The following is a 15866-nucleotide window of genomic DNA, read 5'->3' as shown; positions in this document are numbered from 1 at the left end:
TGCCAAATATGGCAGGGGCGGAAGCCTTGTCAAGATGCGCAGCCGAGGGTGGGCCCGAAGCGCGAGGGGCCAAAAAGCTCAGGGGCCGGGGGGGGAGGCCTCTTCCGGCTGGGAGGCGCCCTCCCGGGGGCGGCGCATCCGCAGGAGAACCAGCAGGGGCCCGGAGGCCGCATAGCCCGTCATGACCGCGAAGGCCACCACCTGGGGCGCCGCCGCGGCGACGAAGAGGGCCAGCACGGCCCCGACCAGGACGCGGAAGGGCCGCCGCAGCGGGCCGTCGAGCTTCTTGAAGCTCCGGTAGCGGACGGTGCTCACCATGAGGAAGGCGAGTGCATAGGCGGCGGCCGCCACGAGGGCATGAGGGACGAGCGCGTGAAGGCGGAAGTCCTCCGTGAGGTAGATCGTGGAGGCCAGCACGCCCGCCGCCGCCGGGATCGGCAGGCCCCGGAAGTCGCTCGCGCCCTCGCCGCTCTGGGCCAGCACGTTGAAGCGCGCCAGGCGGAGGGCGCCGCAGGCGACGAAGACGAAGGCGGCCAGCCAGCCGAAGCGGCCGAAGGGGGCCAGCGCCCAGTTGTAGATGAGGATGGCGGGCGCGACGCCGAAGGCGGTGAGGTCGCACAGGGAGTCGTACTGAAGCCCGAAGGGGCTCGCGCTCTTCGTGAGGCGCGCGACAGTGCCGTCCATCCCGTCGAGGATGATGGCGCCGAGGATGGCCAGGGAGGCGTGCCAGTAGTTCCCCTGGATGGACGCGATGATGGCGTAGAAGCCGATGAACAGGCTCCCCGTCGTCAGGAGGTTCGGGAGCAGGAAGACGCCGCGCTTGAAGGAGCCCCGGCCCCGGCGCCTCCTGCGGCGGAACCGCCCGCGGAACCTATCCCGGATGCGGACGTTTTCTTGCAACGATGGTCTCTCCTCCGCGGACCTTCGCCCCTGGCTCGATGCAAGGTGCGTAGCCCGGGGGGAGGTGCAGGTCCGTCCGCGAGCCGAACTGGATGAGGCCGAAGCGCTCGCCCGCCTCGAGCTCGTCGCCGACCCGGCACCAGGTGACGATCCGGCGGGCGAGGACGCCGGCGATCTGCACCACCTGGAAATTCTCCCCCGAAGCGGTCCCGATGTCGAGCGTGTTCCGCTCGTTGACGTCCTTGCACTCCGGGTTGTACGCGGCCAGGAAGCGCCCCCTTTGGTGCTCCGCGCAGAGGATGCGGCCGGCGACGGGGGAGCGATTGATGTGCACGTCCAGGGGCGAGAGGAAGATGGCGACGGCGCTCCCGCCCCCCTCCAGCCTTTCGACCGCCACGACCCGCCCGTCCGCCGGGGCGAGGACGGCCCCCGGCTCCCGGGGAGGGGTCCGCTCGGGGTCGCGGAAGAAGCCGGCGATGAGCAGGGCCGCCGCGGCGAAGGCGGCCGACCAGATCCACCCTTCCCAGTAGGCCGAGATGAGGGCGAGCAGGGTGAACGCGATGAGATAGCCCCACCCCTCGCGCGCGATGGGGGGGCGCTTGCGCGCCTGCTTCGGTTCGGCCACGGCGGTCAACCTTTGGCGCTCTTGAGGGTCTTGGGCCCCCGGCTGAGCGCCGCCTTGCCCGTCCGGGCGATCTCCTTGATGCCGAACGGGGCGAGGAGCTCGAGGAAGGCGCCGATCTTCCCGTCGTCGCCGGTGATCTCGATGATGAGCGTCTCGGCCGAGAGATCCACGATGCGCGCCCGGAACACCTCGACGATCTGGAGAATCTCGGCCCGCGCGGTCCGGGGGGCGGACACCTTGACCAGCATCATCTCGCGCTGGACGGTGTCCTCCTTCACCATGTCCATCACCTTGATGGTGTCGATGAGCTTGCTGAGCTGCTTGCGGATCTGCTCGAGGACGCGCTCGTCGCCGCGCGTCACCAGGGTGATGCGGGAGACGGTCGGGTCCTGCGTCGTGCCCACCGAGAGGCTGTCGATGTTGTAGCCGCGGGCGCTGAACAGGCTGGCCACCTTGGCCAGGACGCCGAACTTGTTCTCCACGAGGACGGCGATGGTGTGGCTCGGGCCGCCGTTCTTCTCTTCCTCGCTCATCAGGCCGGGGGCTCCCAATCGGAAGGCATGCCGGTGTAGGGGAGGGCGATCATGCCCGTCCGCGCCACCTGGGCGATGCCGTAGCGCTCGAAACTCTTGAGCAGGGTGCGGATCTTGTGGTCGTTGCCGCTCGCCTCGAGGGTGACGCTCTCGTCCGAGACGCTGACGACGTGGGCCCCGAAGGCGGTGGCGAGCTGGAACACTTCGCCCCGCCTCTCCGGGCCGGCGTTGATCGTGGCCAGCAGGAGCTCCCGCGTGACCGAGCGGTTGTAGGGCACCTGCTGGACGTCGCGGACGTCGTAGAGCTTGCGGAGCTGCTTGGCGATCTGCTCGAGCTCGTGCTGCTCGCCGAACGCGACGATGACGATTCGGGTGACGCTGGTGTTCTCCGTGGGCCCGGCCGCGATGCTCTCGATGTTGTAGCCCCGGCGCGTGAACAGCCCCGCCACGTGGGAGAGGACGCCCGGGTGGTTGTTCACGAGGATCGAGTAGATCTGCCTCATCGGGCGAGCTCCGGGGAAGGCGGGGCGAGCTGCATCTCGTCGTTGCCGGCGCCGGCGGGCACCATCGGCCAGACGTTCTCCTCGGGGCTCACGTGGAAGTCCATGACGACGGGGCCGTCGTGGTCCGCCGCCTGCTCGAGGACGCCGCGCACCTGGTCCACGTCCCGCACGCTGAATCCCTTGACCCCGTAGCCCTCGGCGATCCGGGCGAAGTCGGGGTTCTTGGGGTAGTGCGAGTGCGAGTAGCGCTTGCCGAAGAAGAGCTCCTGCCACTGGCGCACCATGCCGAGGAAGCCGTTGTTCAGGATGACGGCCCGGATCGGCACGTTGTACATGGCCGCCGTGGCGAGCTCCACGAGGGTCATGGCGAAGCTGCCATCCCCGTCGATGAGCCAGGATTCCTTGTCGGGCCGACCGAACTTGGCGCCGATCGAGGCCGGGAGGCCGAAGCCCATGGTGCCCAGGCCGCCCGAGCTCACGAAGCGGCGCGGCTCGTTGAAGCGCAGGAACTGCGCGGCCCACATCTGGTGCTGCCCGACGCCGGTGGAGACCATGGCCTCCCCGCCGGTAATCTCCTGAATCTGCTCGACCACGTACTGGGGCTTGATGCTCCCGTCCCAGCCGTACTGGAGCGGGTAGTCGCGCTTCCAGGACTCGACCTGCTCCAGCCAGCTCCGCCGCTCGGCGGGCTTCACCTGCTGGTTGAGGACGCGGAGCACGTCCCGCACGTCGCCGAGCACGGGGATGTGGGTCCGCACCCGCTTGCCGATCTCGGCGGCGTCGATGTCCACGTGGGCGATGACGGCCCGGGGGCAGAAGCTCGAAACCTTGCCCGTGACGCGGTCGTCGAAGCGGGCGCCGAGGTTGATGAGCAGATCGCACTCGCACAGGGCGAAGTTGGCGTAGGCCGTCCCGTGCATCCCGGGCATGCCCAGGAAGAGCGGGTCCGTCCCCGGGAAGCCGCCCAGGCCCAGGAGGGTGTTGATGACGGGGATCTGGGCGTGCCGGGCGAACTGCGTGAGCGCGGCCGCGGCCCCGGCCTTGACGATGCCCGCCCCGGCCAGGATGACGGGCCGCTCGGCCCGCTCCAGGGCTTCGATGAGCTTCTCGATGCCTTCGGCCTCGGGCCCGGGCATCTGGCGCACGGCGGGCAGCGCGCCCGCCGTGGGAGCATGCGGGTTGTACTCGGCCCGCGCGGTCTGGATGTCCTTGGGGATATCCACGAGCACCGGCCCCGGCCGTCCCGTGGCGGCCACGCGGATGGCCTCGCGGATGACCCCCTGGATCTCGCGGACGTCCTTGACGAGCCAGTTGTACTTGGTCACCGGGATGGAGCAGCCGTAGATGTCGGCCTCCTGGAAGGCGTCCGTCCCGATCATCGGGGTGGGCACCTGCCCGGTGATGGCGATGAGGGGGACGGAGTCCATCTGGGCGGTCAAGAGCCCGGTGATGAGGTTCGTCGCCCCCGGCCCCGAGGTGGCCACCACGACGGCCACCTTGCCGCTGACGCGGGCGTAGCCGTCCGCCATGTGCGTCGCGCCCTGCTCGTGGCGCGTCAGGATGTGGGTGAAGTTCGCCTTCAGCAGCTCGTCGTAGAACGGCATGATGGTCCCGCCGGGGATGCCGAAGGCGATGTCGATGCCCCCCGCCTTGAGCTCTTCGATGGCGATTTGGGCGCCGGTCATTTCCATGTCCGTTTCTCCTAGTTGTCCGGCAGGGCGCTGAGCTTGCCGCTGAGGCTCGGCTTGCGGCCGTCGCGGACGATCATGTCCTTGAGCGCCGCACCGGCGGGCACCATCGGGAAGACCAGCTCGTCCGGGTCCACCACCACGTCGAGGATGAAGGGGCCCGGCGTCTCGATCATCTTCCGGATGGCGGGGCGCAGCTCCTCCCGGTCGGTGATGCGCAGGCCCGAGGCGCCGAAGGCCTCGGCCAGCTTGACGTAGTCGGGCGAGACCTCCAGGCCCACCTCGCTGAAGCGGCGATCCATGAAGAGGTCCTGCCACTGCCGGACCATGCCGAGCGAGGCGTTGTTCAGCAGGAAGACCTTGGCCGGGATGCCGTACTGCATCGCCGTCGCCAACTCCTGCATCACCATCTGGAAACTCCCGTCCCCGGCGATGTCGATGGCCAGCTTGTCGGGCCGCGCCAGGGCGGCGCCGATGGCGGCCGGGAAGCCGAAGCCCATGGTGCCGAGCCCGCCCGAGGAGATGAACTGGCGGGGGAAGGTGAAGTTATAGAACTGGGCCGCCCACATCTGGTGCTGGCCCACCTCGGTCGTGATGATGGCCCGGTCGCCCACCTCCTGGCTCAGGGTGAGGATGGCGTCCTGGGGCTTGATGGGCGAGCGCTGCTCGTCGAAGACGAGGGGGTAGTCTTCCTTGAGCTTGTCGACGCGCTTGCGCCAGAGGGGGCGCTCCTGCGCCTTCAGGAGCTTGTTGAGCTCGTGGAGCACCAGGCGGGCGTCGCCCACCACGGGGATGTCGGCGTGCTTGTTCTTGCCGATGGCGGTGGGGTCGATGTCGATGTGGATGATCTTGGCCCGGGAGGCGAATTCCGAGAGCTTGCCCGTCACCCGGTCGTCGAAGCGGGCCCCGACGGCGATGAGCAGGTCGCATTCGCACACGGCGAAGTTGGCGTAGGCCGTGCCGTGCATCCCGAGCATGCCGAGCGAGAGCGGGTGCGCGCTGGGGAAGGAGCCCGCGCCCAGCAGGGTGTAGGTCACGGGGATGTCCGCCGTCTCGGCGAGCTTCAGTATCTCCACGTGGGCTTCGGCGTGGATGGCCCCCCCGCCCACGTAGAGGATGGGCTGCTTCGCCTCGGCGATGGCCGCCGCCACCTTTTCGATCTGGCGCGGGTGCCCGCGCGTGGTGGGCTTGTAGCCCCGGATGTCCGGCTCCTCGGGCAGATCGAAGGCGGCCTCGCCCAGGAGCACGTCCTTGGGGATGTCCACGAGGACGGGCCCGGGCCGCCCCGTGCGGGCGATGTAGAAGGCCTCCTGGAGCGCCCGGGGGAGGTCCGCCGTGCGCCTCACGAGGTAGCTGTGCTTCGTGACGGTGCGGGTCATCCCCACGATGTCGGCTTCCTGGAAGGCGTCGTTGCCCACCATGGCGGTGGACACCTGGCCCGTCAGGCAGACGATGGGGATGGAGTCCATGTAGGCGTCGGTGATGCCGGTGATGAGGTTGGTCGCGCCGGGCCCCGAGGTGACGAGGCAGACGCCCACCCCGCCGCTCGCCCGGGCGTAGCCCTCGGCCATGTGGGCGGCGCATTGCTCGTGGCGGGTGAGGATGTGCCGGACGTCGTGCTTCTTGAGAAAGAGATCCAGCAGGGTCAGGAGAACCGCCCCCGGATGGCCGAAGACGTACTTCACGCCCTCGCGCTCGAGGGAGCGGTAGATGATCTCGGCGCCCGAGATCCTGGACGATTTGATGGGAATGGGTTGCTTCGCTTTGGTGCTCAAGGCCTTTCCTCCACGCCAGGGCATCTGGTGGCCGCGGGCGATGGGGTGAATCCGGGAAACCGGTTTCGATGCGCTAGGGGATGATCAGGGGACGGAGCACACGGGCGCTCCATCCCCTCCCTACGATAGACTCCCTAACCCTCGAAACGGCCCTCGGATCCATCTGGCCTTGATCCTTATGGGAGGAGAAATCCGCCAAGAGGGTAGCTCCTCAATGCCCCCCCCAGGGCGGTGACGGCAACCGCGGAAGTCTACTGAATGGAGGGTTCGCGGTCAAGCGCCCTCATTCCAATGGCTTGTCGGCCCGCCGGGTTCCGGACTTTAGGTCTTTGCCAGGCACTCGATCCGGTCCTTCAGGGACAGCTTCTGTTTCTTGAGCTCCTTGATCTCCCGCTCTTCCTCGGGGGTAGGGAATCGAACGCTTTCGAGGCGGGCAATCTTCTCGTCCAGATCGTGGTGCTCGTTCTTCAGGCGGCTGAGTTCGTCGGCGGATGATGCTTTGCATTGCCCGGAAGCCTGCATCTGCCCGGTCTGCATGGCGCGCCCTCCCTGCTAGGAAGACAGTCTGCGCGGCGGAACCGCTGAGCCGCCGCTAAGAAAGGGGTTTTCGGTACTCCATGTCTGAAACTAGGCCAAAGTGCGCCCGGGGTCAATACCCGGCGGAGGCCCCCATTGAGTCATGGCGCGGGGCAACCGCCCATAGCGCGGCTCGAGGCCCGGCGGGGCGGGCGGATCCCCCCGCCGCAGCGCCTCCCGGGCCAGCCGGGCCGCCGCCGGGGCGGCCGTCGAGAACGCCGCGTGCCGGACCCGGGCATCCTCCCACGCCGACGGGAACGGCGCATCCGACCCCGCCGCCAGGATGGGGCCCCCAGCGGGGAGCGGGATTTTCGGGGGCGCATCCACGCCGTCCTCGCTCTCGCGGCGGGGGAGGCGGTCCGGCCGGGCCGGCGCGGCGAACAACGCCCAAAAGAGCTCCCCTTGCCGGGCGTCCCGGAAAGCGAGTATCCAGCGCGGAGCTTCCCCCTCCGGCGCGCCCCTCCATTCGAGCCAGGCCTCGAGCGCGAGCGCATCGAGAGAGGGGACGCCGTAGAGCGGAATCCCCAAGCCCAGCGCGAGCCCCTTGGCGGTGGAGAGGCCGATCCGCAGGCCGGTGAAGGTCCCGGGCCCGATCGCCGCGCCGATGGCGGCCAAATCCTCCCGGCGGACACCGGCTTCGCGGAGGAGCGCGTCGAGCGCCGGGAGAAGGGCCCGCGCCCCGCGCGCGCGCGTCTCGAGCTGCCGCGCGGCGAGCCTCTCTCCCTCCACGGCGAGCAGGGCGAGCCCCCCGGCCGCCCCGGAGGTGTCGATCCCCAGGATCCAGGAGCGGGCGGGGGAGGCCACGGCGTCCTCTCTCAATGGGCCCCCGGCTCCTGGGAGACGTAGAAGGCCAGCCGCTCGAGCTCGCTGCCGAGCTCGACCGTCTGCACCTTGATGTGGGGCGGCGCGGTGATCTGCGTGGGGGCGAAGTTGAGGATGCCCTTCACCCCCGCCTCGACGAGCTGGTTCGCCACCGTCTGGGCGCTCTCGCTCGGCACGGCAACGATGCCGATGCGGATGCCCGTCTCGCGGATCACCTTCGCCAGCTCCTCCATCGGGCGCACGGCCGGCCAGCCCGGCTTGAGCGGCGCGACCTGGTCCGGGAACTTGTCGAACACGGCATCGATGGTGAAGCCGTGGGCGAGGAACCCCCGATAGGAGAGCAGCGCCAGCCCCAGGTTGCCCGCCCCGACGAGCGCCACCTTCCAGACCCGGGTGACGCCCAGGATGCTGCGCAGGTTGGCCTTCAGGTCGCGCACCTCGTAGCCCTTGCCGCGCACCCCGAACTCGCCGAAGTAGGCCAGGTCCTTGCGGATCTGGGCGGGGTTCAGGCCGCAGCGGCGGGCGAGCTCGGCCGAGGAGACGACGCGGCTTCCTTCCTCCTCGATGCGGTTCAGCACCCGGGCGTAGGTGGAGAGCCGCCCCACGGTGACGCCGGGTATCCGGGACCTCGGCTCGCGGAGGCGCCCCAGCCGCTCCTGGAGCTGCCGGAGGGGGATACCCCCCTTGCGCCCGGCCGCGGCCGGGGAATAGCCCAGGTCATCGAGGAACCGCTCCACGCGGACGCCCGCGCGGCGGGCGACCTCGGCGGGGAGGGCGCGGGCGGAGGCGTCTTTCGCGAGGGCGCGCAGAGCCGAGGCGTAGGCGGCGAGGCGCTGATGGAGGTCGCGGGAGGGCTTCGGCGGGCCCTTGGGGCGCGCGGAGGGCGCTCCCCGGCCCCGCCGGGCCGGGCTCGCCTTCTTCCGCTTGCCTGCCATGGGGGCGCCGCCGGCGGGAGGCCGGGGGGAGGCGGCGGCGCCTCCCCCCGATCCTCCGGAAACCGCCTAGCCGAGGATGATGATGAGGCAGATGACGAACGTGTAGATGACCAGCGACTCGATGAGGGCCAGACCGATGATCATCGAAACGCGCAGGTCGCCGGCCGCGCCGGGGTTGCGGGCCGAGCCCTCGAGGGCGGAGGCGATGCTCCGGCTCTGGGCGAAGGCGCCCGCGGCGGCGGCGATGGCCAGGGCGAAGGAGGAGGAGATGATCCTCCACTGCAGGACCTGGGCCCCGGAAGCGGCGTCCGCCGCTGCGGCAGCGAGGGCGTCGCCAGCCAGGACCGCCAGGGCGGTGAGCGCAAGTCCGAGACTCGTCAGCAGTTTCATCCGTTTCTTCTCCTTGTGCTGGTTTTTCGGCCGGGCGCCGATGCTAGTGGGCGTGCGCGCCCTCATGCCCGTGCTCATCGTGTTCGTGGCCTTCCAGCGAACCGGCGATGTATATCATGGACAGGAGGACGAAAACAAAGGCCTGGATGAAGCTTCCGAACATGGCGAAAAGCTGCATGGCCCAGGGCAGCGGGAGGAAGATCTGCAGGCACAGCAGCATGAGGACGCCGAGGACGAGCTCCTCTCCCGTGATGTTCCCGAACAGCCGCAGCGTGAGGGAGAGGGGCCGGGCGAGGTGCGAGATGAGCTCGATGGGCACCATCAGGGGGGCGAGCCAGATGATGGGGCCGGTGAAGTGCTTGAAGTAGCCCAGCCCGCTCTTCTTGAAGCCGATGTAGTGGGTGGCGAAGAAGACGGTCAGGGCGCAGCCGATGTTGGTGTTGACGTTGCTGGTGGGCGCCATGGCGCCGGGCAGGATGCCGATGACGTTGTTCAGGTAGAGGTAGACGGCCAGGGTGAAGATGAGGGGGAAGTAAGGCTTCCCCTGCGGCCCGAGGGCCCCCTGCATGAAGCCGTTGACGCCCTCGAAGAGGGTTTCGAGCACGTTCTGCGTCCCGTAGGGGATGGTCTGGAGCGCGCGGGTGGCGGCGACCGCGACGGCGATGAGGAACGCCATCACCACCCAGGTGTAGAGGACGCCGGGGTATTCCTCGAAGGCCGGGATGAAGCTCAGGTACAGGAACGGGTGGAATTTTTCCATTCGTCAGATTCCCGCCGAGGCCGGCTTCCCGCGCAGGGCGGCGGCCGCCCCGTAGAGCGAGATGGCCAGGAGGGGGACGGACAGCCCCGCGGCGACGCCTACCGCCGACGCCTTCAGCCAGACGATGGCGCCCGTCACGGCGGCCATCAGGCCGAGGAAGCGGGCGGCGTAGAGCGCGTGGTGCCACCAGCGGACGCGGGCCGAGGCCCCTCTGTGGAATACGCGGGCGAAGTAGAGGTCCATGCAGCGGAAGTTCCCCAGCGCGAGCAGCCCTCCCAGGCCCAGGCCCAGCGCCAGGCTGGCCGAGAAGAGCGCCGCCGCCAGGGTCGAGCCGCCCAGGACCAGCCAGCCGAGCCGCTCGATGCGCCTGAGCACGCGCTGGGGCTCCTGAAGCGGAGGGAAGGGCTGCACGTTCAGCGCGCGCTCCTGAGGACTTCGATGAAAGCGGCCACGAACCCGAAAGCCATGCCCACGAGCATCAGCCAGGGGTAGGTGCCGAAGAGCCAGTCCAACCCGTAGCCCATCGCCCCGCCCACCAAGGGCGCCGTCACGAAATTCCACCCGGCCGAGGCGGCCCGCAACTGCCGCAAGCGCTCGGCGACTTTCTTACGCGCCGCCGCGCCGGAGCCATTGGGAGTGGAGGCGGGGTCGTCCGGGGGGGTGCGAGAGGTCACAGGGAAACCTCCACCGCTCGCCCCTCCTGCCATTCGTTACGGGCCGGAAACCTATCAACCCCTTCCGGGGGTGTCAAGCCAAAACCGGAAATCGAGCGGGGCGGAAACAAGCGGCGGAAGGCGGCAAAAGAGAATCGGGCGCGGCGGGCCGCGCACGCCCCCGGGCGAAGCATGAAAGACCCCCGGCAGCCGGGACGGGGCCCGGCGCTTTTGGCCTCCAGGGGCCCGTGGGAGGGGGTGGGGCGATAAGGCGCGCCGAGGACCTGCCTTTTGACGGGTCGGCCTTGAGGGGAAGCCGGCGCCATGGCGCCCGGGTTTTGGCCCGAGGCTTGCTCTATCTGGCTCGGATGATTGATTTTTGACTGAGGGCCAAAAATATACAAACATTTGATTATATGTATTTTAATGGCCATATTGGCCGGTAGGCCCGCATTGGGTCGGGAATTGGTTCAGGTCATTTTTTTGACATCCTTCAGGTAAATCATGTACATTGAAAGGATTGATGTTATAGAATTTATATTTATTTTGGGAGGCCGATTCCCCATGAGCTCGAAGCGGGCGGTGGCGTGCGCCTTTTCGGCGGTGGATGTGGAGGCCCTGAGGGACGGGCTGCGCGTGGGCGGCTGCGAGGTCGAGCCGGTGGAGCGGCTGGACCCGACATGGGCGGGCTTCCGCACCGCGGATGCCGTGATCTGCGCCCTGCCCGGCGAGGCCGAGGGCTTCCGCTCCTTCCTGGAAAGCGTCCAGATCATGCGCATCGCGCGGGAGGGCCTCCCCATCTTCTGCACCTGCAACGGTGCGGACGTGGGCCGCATCGTCGAGGCCGTCCGGGCCGGGGTGAGCGACTGCGCGGTGTGGAGAGGGCCTTCGGAGCCTCTTCCGGAGAAGCTCCTGGGCTGGCTGAGGGAGTCCGTCCCCCCCGAGGCCCCCAGCCCCGAGCCGGAATCCGGCCATTTCCACGGCATCCTCGGCCGCAGCGCCGCCATCCGCAAGGTCTTCGATCTCATCTCCAAGGTCGGCGTCACCTCCAGCACCATCCTCATCACGGGCGAGAGCGGCACCGGCAAGGAGCTCGTCTGCCGGGCCATCCACCGGACCAGCCGCCGCGCGGGCGGCCCCCTCATCCCGGTCAACTGCGGCGCCATCCCCGAGGAGCTCCTCGAGAGCGAGCTCTTCGGCCACGAGAAGGGCGCCTTCACCGGGGCCACCACCTCCCGCGAGGGCCGATTCCAGATGGCGGACGGCGGCACCATCTTCCTCGACGAAGTGAGCGAGATGAGCCCCAAGCTCCAGGTGAAGCTCCTGCGCGTCCTGCAGGAGAGCGAGTTCGAGCGGGTGGGCGGGAACAAGACCATCCGGGTGGACGCGCGCATCGTCGCGGCCACCAACCGGGACCTGGAGAAGAGCGTCGCCTCGGGCGACTTCCGCGAGGACCTCTACTACCGGCTGAACGTCATCCCCGTCCATCTGCCCCCCTTGCGCGAGCGCCGGGAGGACATCCCCCTCCTCGTACACTCGTTCATCCGCCGCTTCCAGGAGAAGGACCTGACGCCCCTGCGCTCCATCCATCCGGACGCGATGGCCGCGCTGTCCGCCTTCCATTGGCCGGGCAACGTGCGCGAGCTGGAGAACCTGATCGAGCGGATGGCGATCCTGGCCGAGCGGCCCGAGCTCCGCCTGGAGGACCTGCCCGAGCGGTTCCGGTCCTCCTCTCCCGCCGGAGCGAGGGACAAGGACTTCTCCTCGCTGGACATCCCGGAGGAGGGCATCGACCTCCGGAACTTCATGGACCGGATCGAGAACCAGCTCATCGAGCGCGCCCTGGAGATGAGCGGCGGGGTGAAGAACCGCGCCGCCCAGCTCCTGGGCCTGAACCGGACCACCCTGGTCGAAAAGCTGAAGAAGAAGAGCCTGGAGGGCGCCAAGGCCGTCTAGGCCCGGGGCGGGGGTGGACATGGGCGAAGGCTGCATCGGAACGAGAGGCCGTTGGGCGGGAGGGGCGCTCGCGCTGCTCCTCGCCTCCGCGCTCGCAGCGTCCGCCTGGGCGGCGGCTCCATCCCCGCCTCCCGCGCCGGCCGGCCAGGGAGAGCCCTCGCTCGATCAGCAGCTCGAGGGCGACCCCACGCTCCTGTTCCGCTTCGCCATCCGCGAGTTCCAGCGCGGCCTCTACCTCCGTGCGATACCGCTCCTCGCGCGCTTCGTCGAGAAGTTCCCCGACCACAGCGAGCACCAGCGCGCCTTCTACATGCTGGCGGACTCCCACTTCTTCGTGGCGAGCACGGGGGTGCCGGCCGAGCACCTGAAGGCCAGCCAGGTCTACGAGGCGGCCCTCAAGCGCTATCCCGACGCCCCCCAGATGCCGATGGCCTACTTCCGCCTGGGCCAGTCCCTTCAGACCCAGGGGAAGCCCGCGGAGGCGCAGGTCGCCTTCCGGACGCTGATCCAGAAGGTGCCGGCCAGCCCCCTCGCCCCCCGCGCCCAGGTCGAGATCGCCAAGCGCTACATGGAGCTGGGGGACCCCCGCAACGCCATCATCGAGTTCGAGAAAATCCTGCGGAACTACCCCGACTCCCCCGCCGAGCAGGAGGCCCACTTCGGCGTGGCGGACGCGATGGTCAGCCAGGGGCTCTACAGCCAGGCCCTGGTGCGCTACGAGGTCGGCAACCGGCGCTGGCCCGCCTTCCTCAAGGTGAACCCGGGCTCCCTCTACAACTACGCCGAAACCCTCTTCCAGGCCCGCCGCCAGGAGCAGGCGAAGCAGGCCTATCTCCAGATGGTCAACATCGATCCCTCGGCGGAGTATGCCCACCGGGCCCTCGCCCGCCTGGGCGACTTGTATCTCCAGGAGAAGCGGCGGGACGAGGCGGTTAAGGTCTACACGCGCGTCATCCGGCGGTATCCGCTCTCCGAGGGGGCCATGGTTTCCCTCATCCGGCTGGGGGACCTGGTCTCGGAGGAGAAGATCAAGCTGGATGAGCCCTATATCTTCCCGATGGACTTCGTCTCCGACGCTCTCGCCGCGTATCGAAAGGTGATCGAGCTCGCGCCCACCAACCAGCTCGCCGAGGTGGCCTACCTCCGGATCGCGGCCTATCACAAGAAGCGGGGGGAGTTTCAGAAGGCACTGGACACCCTCCAGGAGTTTTACAAGAAGTATCCCGCCTCCCAGCTCACCCAGAACGCCCAGTTCCTCCAGGCCGAAACCTATATGGATCAGGTGGCGTTCTACTTCGAGCGGGGGTACTTCCTCCGGGCGATCCGCACCTACGAGCATTTCCGGGCCACGGTGCCGGACCAGGTGAGCCGTCAGGCGCGCCCCTACAAGTCCATGCTCGTGGTGGGGGAAAGCTACATGCGGCTGGGCCTCTACGGCCAGGCCGCGAGGATGTTCGAGCTGATCCTGGCCGACGCCGAGGCGGTGGTGGCCCTGGGGGACGAGGCCCTTTTCCGCCTGGCCCACGCCCACCTGCTCGCGGGCGATCGCAAGCGGGCGAAGGAGGTGGCCGGCCGCTTCCTCGAAACCTTCCCCCGCAGCAAGCGGCGGGGCTCGGTGCTCGCCCTCCTGGGGGAGATCGCCTACGACGCGCGCGACCTGCGGGGGGCCTCGGCGCTCTTCACCCAGGCTCTCGGCGGGGAGCTCGACGACGAGATCCGGGGGCGCTCCCTGTTCTTCCTGGCGGAGGCGGATTTCCAGGACGGCCGTTACGCCCAGGCGGCGGACGCCATGCGGAAGGCCATCAGCCTCCACGCCCGCATCCCGGGAGAGGTGAAGCCCTTCTCCCTCGAGATGGCGCACTTCCGGCTGGGGGACATCCTCTACGAGGGCCGGGGCTGGCTGAGCGCCATGGTGGCCTACCAGAACGCGATCGAGCTGTTCCCGAGGGGCCGCCTCGTCGGCTGGGCCCAGCACCGCATTGGCCGAATCCAGGACCAGCTCGAGCTGGCCGGCCGGGGCGGCGCGCGCCCCGTCTCGGGGGGGCCGGGCCCGGCGCAAGGGCGGCCGGGGCAGCCGCGGGGGCAGGAGGGGGACGCCTTCTGGCGCGACGTGAACCGCATCCGATCGGAGAGCCGCCTGTGGGACGACCGCAACCTCTCCAAGCTGGAGCAGCTTCTGAAGGGTTCGCCCCAGAACTGATCCCGCGCCCGAATCCGCTCGAAAAGGGGCCGGGGTTGGCGCGGGTCTTCCTGGCATCCCGAGGGGGCGAAGCGACCGGGGAATCCGGTTCCCGGCTTGGGAAGCGGGTTTCGCGCCGCACCCGGAATGACAAGGAAAGACGCCCACCGCTCAAGAGGGGGTCGCGTGGCTGAGGTGTTTCTCCTGGGCCGGGAGAAGGTGTTTCCGGTCGGCCTGGACGCGGCCGCGCGCGGGGAAGGGCGCCCGGTCCTCCGGCTCCAGGCCCCGGCCCAGCTCCTGATGCGGCTGGGGGAGGCGGGGGCGGGCTCCCTCATCCTCGTCGAGGCGGGCTCGGCCCATCTCGACGCCCTGGACGTGCTGCGCAAGGTGGCCTCGCGCCAGCCCGGGGCCCGGGTGGTGCTGGTGTCGGAGGAGGCCTCCCTCGCCCTGGCCGTCGAGGCCATGAAGGAAGGGGCCTGGGACGTCCTCCAGGGGCCGCTGGACCCCGAGCGCCTCGCCCTCCTGGCGGGGAAGGCCGCCGGAGAGGGCGTGCCCGTCCCCTCCAAGGCGGAGGTGGACGGCCGGCAAGCCCTCATCACCGCCGATCCCCGGTTTCTCCAGGTCCTGGACATCGCGGACCGGGCCGCGGCAGGCAAGGCCTCGGTCCTCATCCAGGGCGAGAGCGGAACCGGCAAGGAGATGCTGGCCCGCTACATCCACCAGAAGAGCCCCCGCCGGGACAAGCCCTTCGTCGCCGTCAACTGCGCGGCCCTGCCCGAAACCCTCCTCGAAAGCGAGCTTTTCGGCCACGAAAAGGGGGCCTTCACGGGCGCGATCACGCGAAAACTGGGCCGTTTCGAGCTGGCCCACGGCGGGACCCTCCTGCTGGACGAGGTTTCGGAGATGGAGGTGCATCTCCAGGCCAAGCTCCTCCGGGTGCTCCAGGAGCAGACGGTGGACCGCCTCGGGGGGCAGAGCCCGGTCCAGGTGGACGTGCGGATCGTGGCCACCACCAACCGGCCCCTCAAGCCGTTCATCGAGGGGGGGAAGTTCCGGGAGGATTTGTTCTACCGGCTGAACGTCATTCCCCTCCACGTGCCCCCTCTCCGGGAGAGGCTGGGGGACATCCCGCCCCTGGTCGAGCATTTCGTCAAGAAGCATAATGTTCGTAATAACAAAAAAATAACTAAGGTATCCAAGGAGGTACATGAGATTTTGCGGGGCCTGCCCTGGAAGGGGAACGTCCGCGAGCTCGAGAATACCATCGAGCGGGCGGTGGTGCTTGCCCCGGGGGAGGAGTTGCGCGTGGAACATCTGCTCCTGGAGGAGGTGCCGGGGGCTGGGGCGGCTTCAGGGGCAGGTGGGGCCGTCCCCGCGTCCCATCCGCCCGGCCCGGAAGGCTCCCTGGCGGGACTGACGGTGGGGGAAGTGGAGCGGCGCCTCATCCTCTCCACCCTGGAAAAAGTGAGCGACAACCGCACCCGGGCCGCCGAAATGCTCGGAATCAGCATCCGCACCCTGCGGAACAAGCTGAAGGAGTACGAGTCCCGGATCCAGCAGGGATAGCCGGG

General features: G+C 69.0%; 16 protein-coding genes. 3 read left to right on the top strand and 13 right to left on the bottom strand.

Annotated features, from left to right (window positions below; genetic code table 11):
* Positions 1 to 78 precede the first annotated feature (78 nt).
* The 13 genes from pssA to HYZ11_15355 all read right to left on the bottom strand — a co-directional run bounded on the left by pssA (position 79) and on the right by HYZ11_15355 (position 10181).
* Positions 79 to 882 (bottom strand): CDP-diacylglycerol--serine O-phosphatidyltransferase, encoded by an 804-nt coding sequence (gene pssA / locus HYZ11_15415; protein MBI3128994.1) that lies wholly within the window; start codon positions 880 to 882, stop codon positions 79 to 81.
* Positions 872 to 1525 (bottom strand): phosphatidylserine decarboxylase, encoded by a 654-nt coding sequence (locus HYZ11_15410; protein MBI3128993.1) that lies wholly within the window; start codon positions 1523 to 1525, stop codon positions 872 to 874. The genes pssA and HYZ11_15410 overlap by 11 nt, the downstream gene beginning before the upstream one ends.
* A gap of 5 nt (positions 1526 to 1530) precedes the next feature.
* Entirely contained in the window at positions 1531 to 2058 is a 528-nt protein-coding gene (ilvN, locus tag HYZ11_15405; protein MBI3128992.1) for an acetolactate synthase small subunit, read from the bottom strand.
* Positions 2058 to 2561, bottom strand: a complete 504-nt coding sequence (gene ilvN, locus HYZ11_15400) for an acetolactate synthase small subunit (protein MBI3128991.1) — start codon at positions 2559 to 2561, stop codon at positions 2058 to 2060. The genes ilvN (HYZ11_15405) and ilvN (HYZ11_15400) overlap by 1 nt, the downstream gene beginning before the upstream one ends.
* Positions 2558 to 4252, bottom strand: a complete 1695-nt coding sequence (gene ilvB, locus HYZ11_15395; protein ID MBI3128990.1) for a biosynthetic-type acetolactate synthase large subunit — start codon at positions 4250 to 4252, stop codon at positions 2558 to 2560. Before ilvB (HYZ11_15395) ends, ilvN (HYZ11_15400) begins: the two co-directional genes overlap by 4 nt.
* Before the next feature lie 11 nt (positions 4253 to 4263).
* A complete protein-coding gene (gene ilvB, locus HYZ11_15390; protein MBI3128989.1) occupies positions 4264 to 6048 on the bottom strand; it encodes a biosynthetic-type acetolactate synthase large subunit in 1785 nt (594 codons plus the stop codon).
* 297 nt (positions 6049 to 6345) lie between these two features.
* Positions 6346 to 6546 carry a YdcH family protein gene (locus tag HYZ11_15385; GenBank protein ID MBI3128988.1) on the bottom strand — a complete coding sequence of 67 codons (201 nt, stop codon included), beginning with the start codon at positions 6544 to 6546 and terminating at the stop codon, positions 6346 to 6348.
* 105 nt (positions 6547 to 6651) lie between these two features.
* A complete protein-coding gene (gene tsaB / locus HYZ11_15380; protein MBI3128987.1) occupies positions 6652 to 7419 on the bottom strand; it encodes a tRNA (adenosine(37)-N6)-threonylcarbamoyltransferase complex dimerization subunit type 1 TsaB in 768 nt (255 codons plus the stop codon).
* Positions 7416 to 8357, bottom strand: coding sequence for a redox-sensing transcriptional repressor Rex (locus HYZ11_15375; GenBank protein MBI3128986.1), 942 nt, complete (start codon positions 8355 to 8357; stop codon positions 7416 to 7418). Before HYZ11_15375 ends, tsaB begins: the two co-directional genes overlap by 4 nt.
* A gap of 66 nt (positions 8358 to 8423) precedes the next feature.
* Positions 8424 to 8747, bottom strand: a complete 324-nt coding sequence (locus HYZ11_15370; protein MBI3128985.1) for an ATP synthase F0 subunit C — start codon at positions 8745 to 8747, stop codon at positions 8424 to 8426.
* A gap of 43 nt (positions 8748 to 8790) precedes the next feature.
* The gene (gene atpB, locus HYZ11_15365) at positions 8791 to 9507 is read right to left on the bottom strand and encodes a F0F1 ATP synthase subunit A (protein MBI3128984.1); all 717 of its coding nucleotides are present in this window, start codon (positions 9505 to 9507) and stop codon (positions 8791 to 8793) included.
* A 3-nt stretch (positions 9508 to 9510) separates the two neighbouring features.
* Entirely contained in the window at positions 9511 to 9918 is a 408-nt protein-coding gene (locus tag HYZ11_15360) for a hypothetical protein (GenBank protein MBI3128983.1), read from the bottom strand.
* A 2-nt stretch (positions 9919 to 9920) separates the two neighbouring features.
* Positions 9921 to 10181 (bottom strand): AtpZ/AtpI family protein, encoded by a 261-nt coding sequence (locus HYZ11_15355; GenBank protein ID MBI3128982.1) that lies wholly within the window; start codon positions 10179 to 10181, stop codon positions 9921 to 9923.
* Between the two features lie 750 nt (positions 10182 to 10931).
* Between HYZ11_15355 and HYZ11_15350 the strand changes: the two genes are divergently transcribed.
* From HYZ11_15350 to HYZ11_15340, 3 genes are all read left to right on the top strand, one after another.
* Positions 10932 to 12116, top strand: coding sequence for a sigma-54-dependent Fis family transcriptional regulator (locus tag HYZ11_15350; protein ID MBI3128981.1), 1185 nt, complete (start codon positions 10932 to 10934; stop codon positions 12114 to 12116).
* Between the two features lie 19 nt (positions 12117 to 12135).
* Positions 12136 to 14316 (top strand): tetratricopeptide repeat protein, encoded by a 2181-nt coding sequence (locus tag HYZ11_15345; GenBank protein MBI3128980.1) that lies wholly within the window; start codon positions 12136 to 12138, stop codon positions 14314 to 14316.
* Positions 14317 to 14442: 126 nt separating this feature from the next.
* A complete protein-coding gene (locus tag HYZ11_15340; protein MBI3128979.1) occupies positions 14443 to 15861 on the top strand; it encodes a sigma-54-dependent Fis family transcriptional regulator in 1419 nt (472 codons plus the stop codon).
* Positions 15862 to 15866 lie beyond the last annotated feature (5 nt).

This window comes from Candidatus Tectomicrobia bacterium (genome assembly GCA_016192135.1).
Classification (GTDB): domain Bacteria; phylum UBA8248; class UBA8248; order UBA8248; family UBA8248; genus 2-12-FULL-69-37.
Note: the sequence above shows the minus strand (reverse complement) of the source record. Positions and strands in the feature narration are given on the sequence as shown.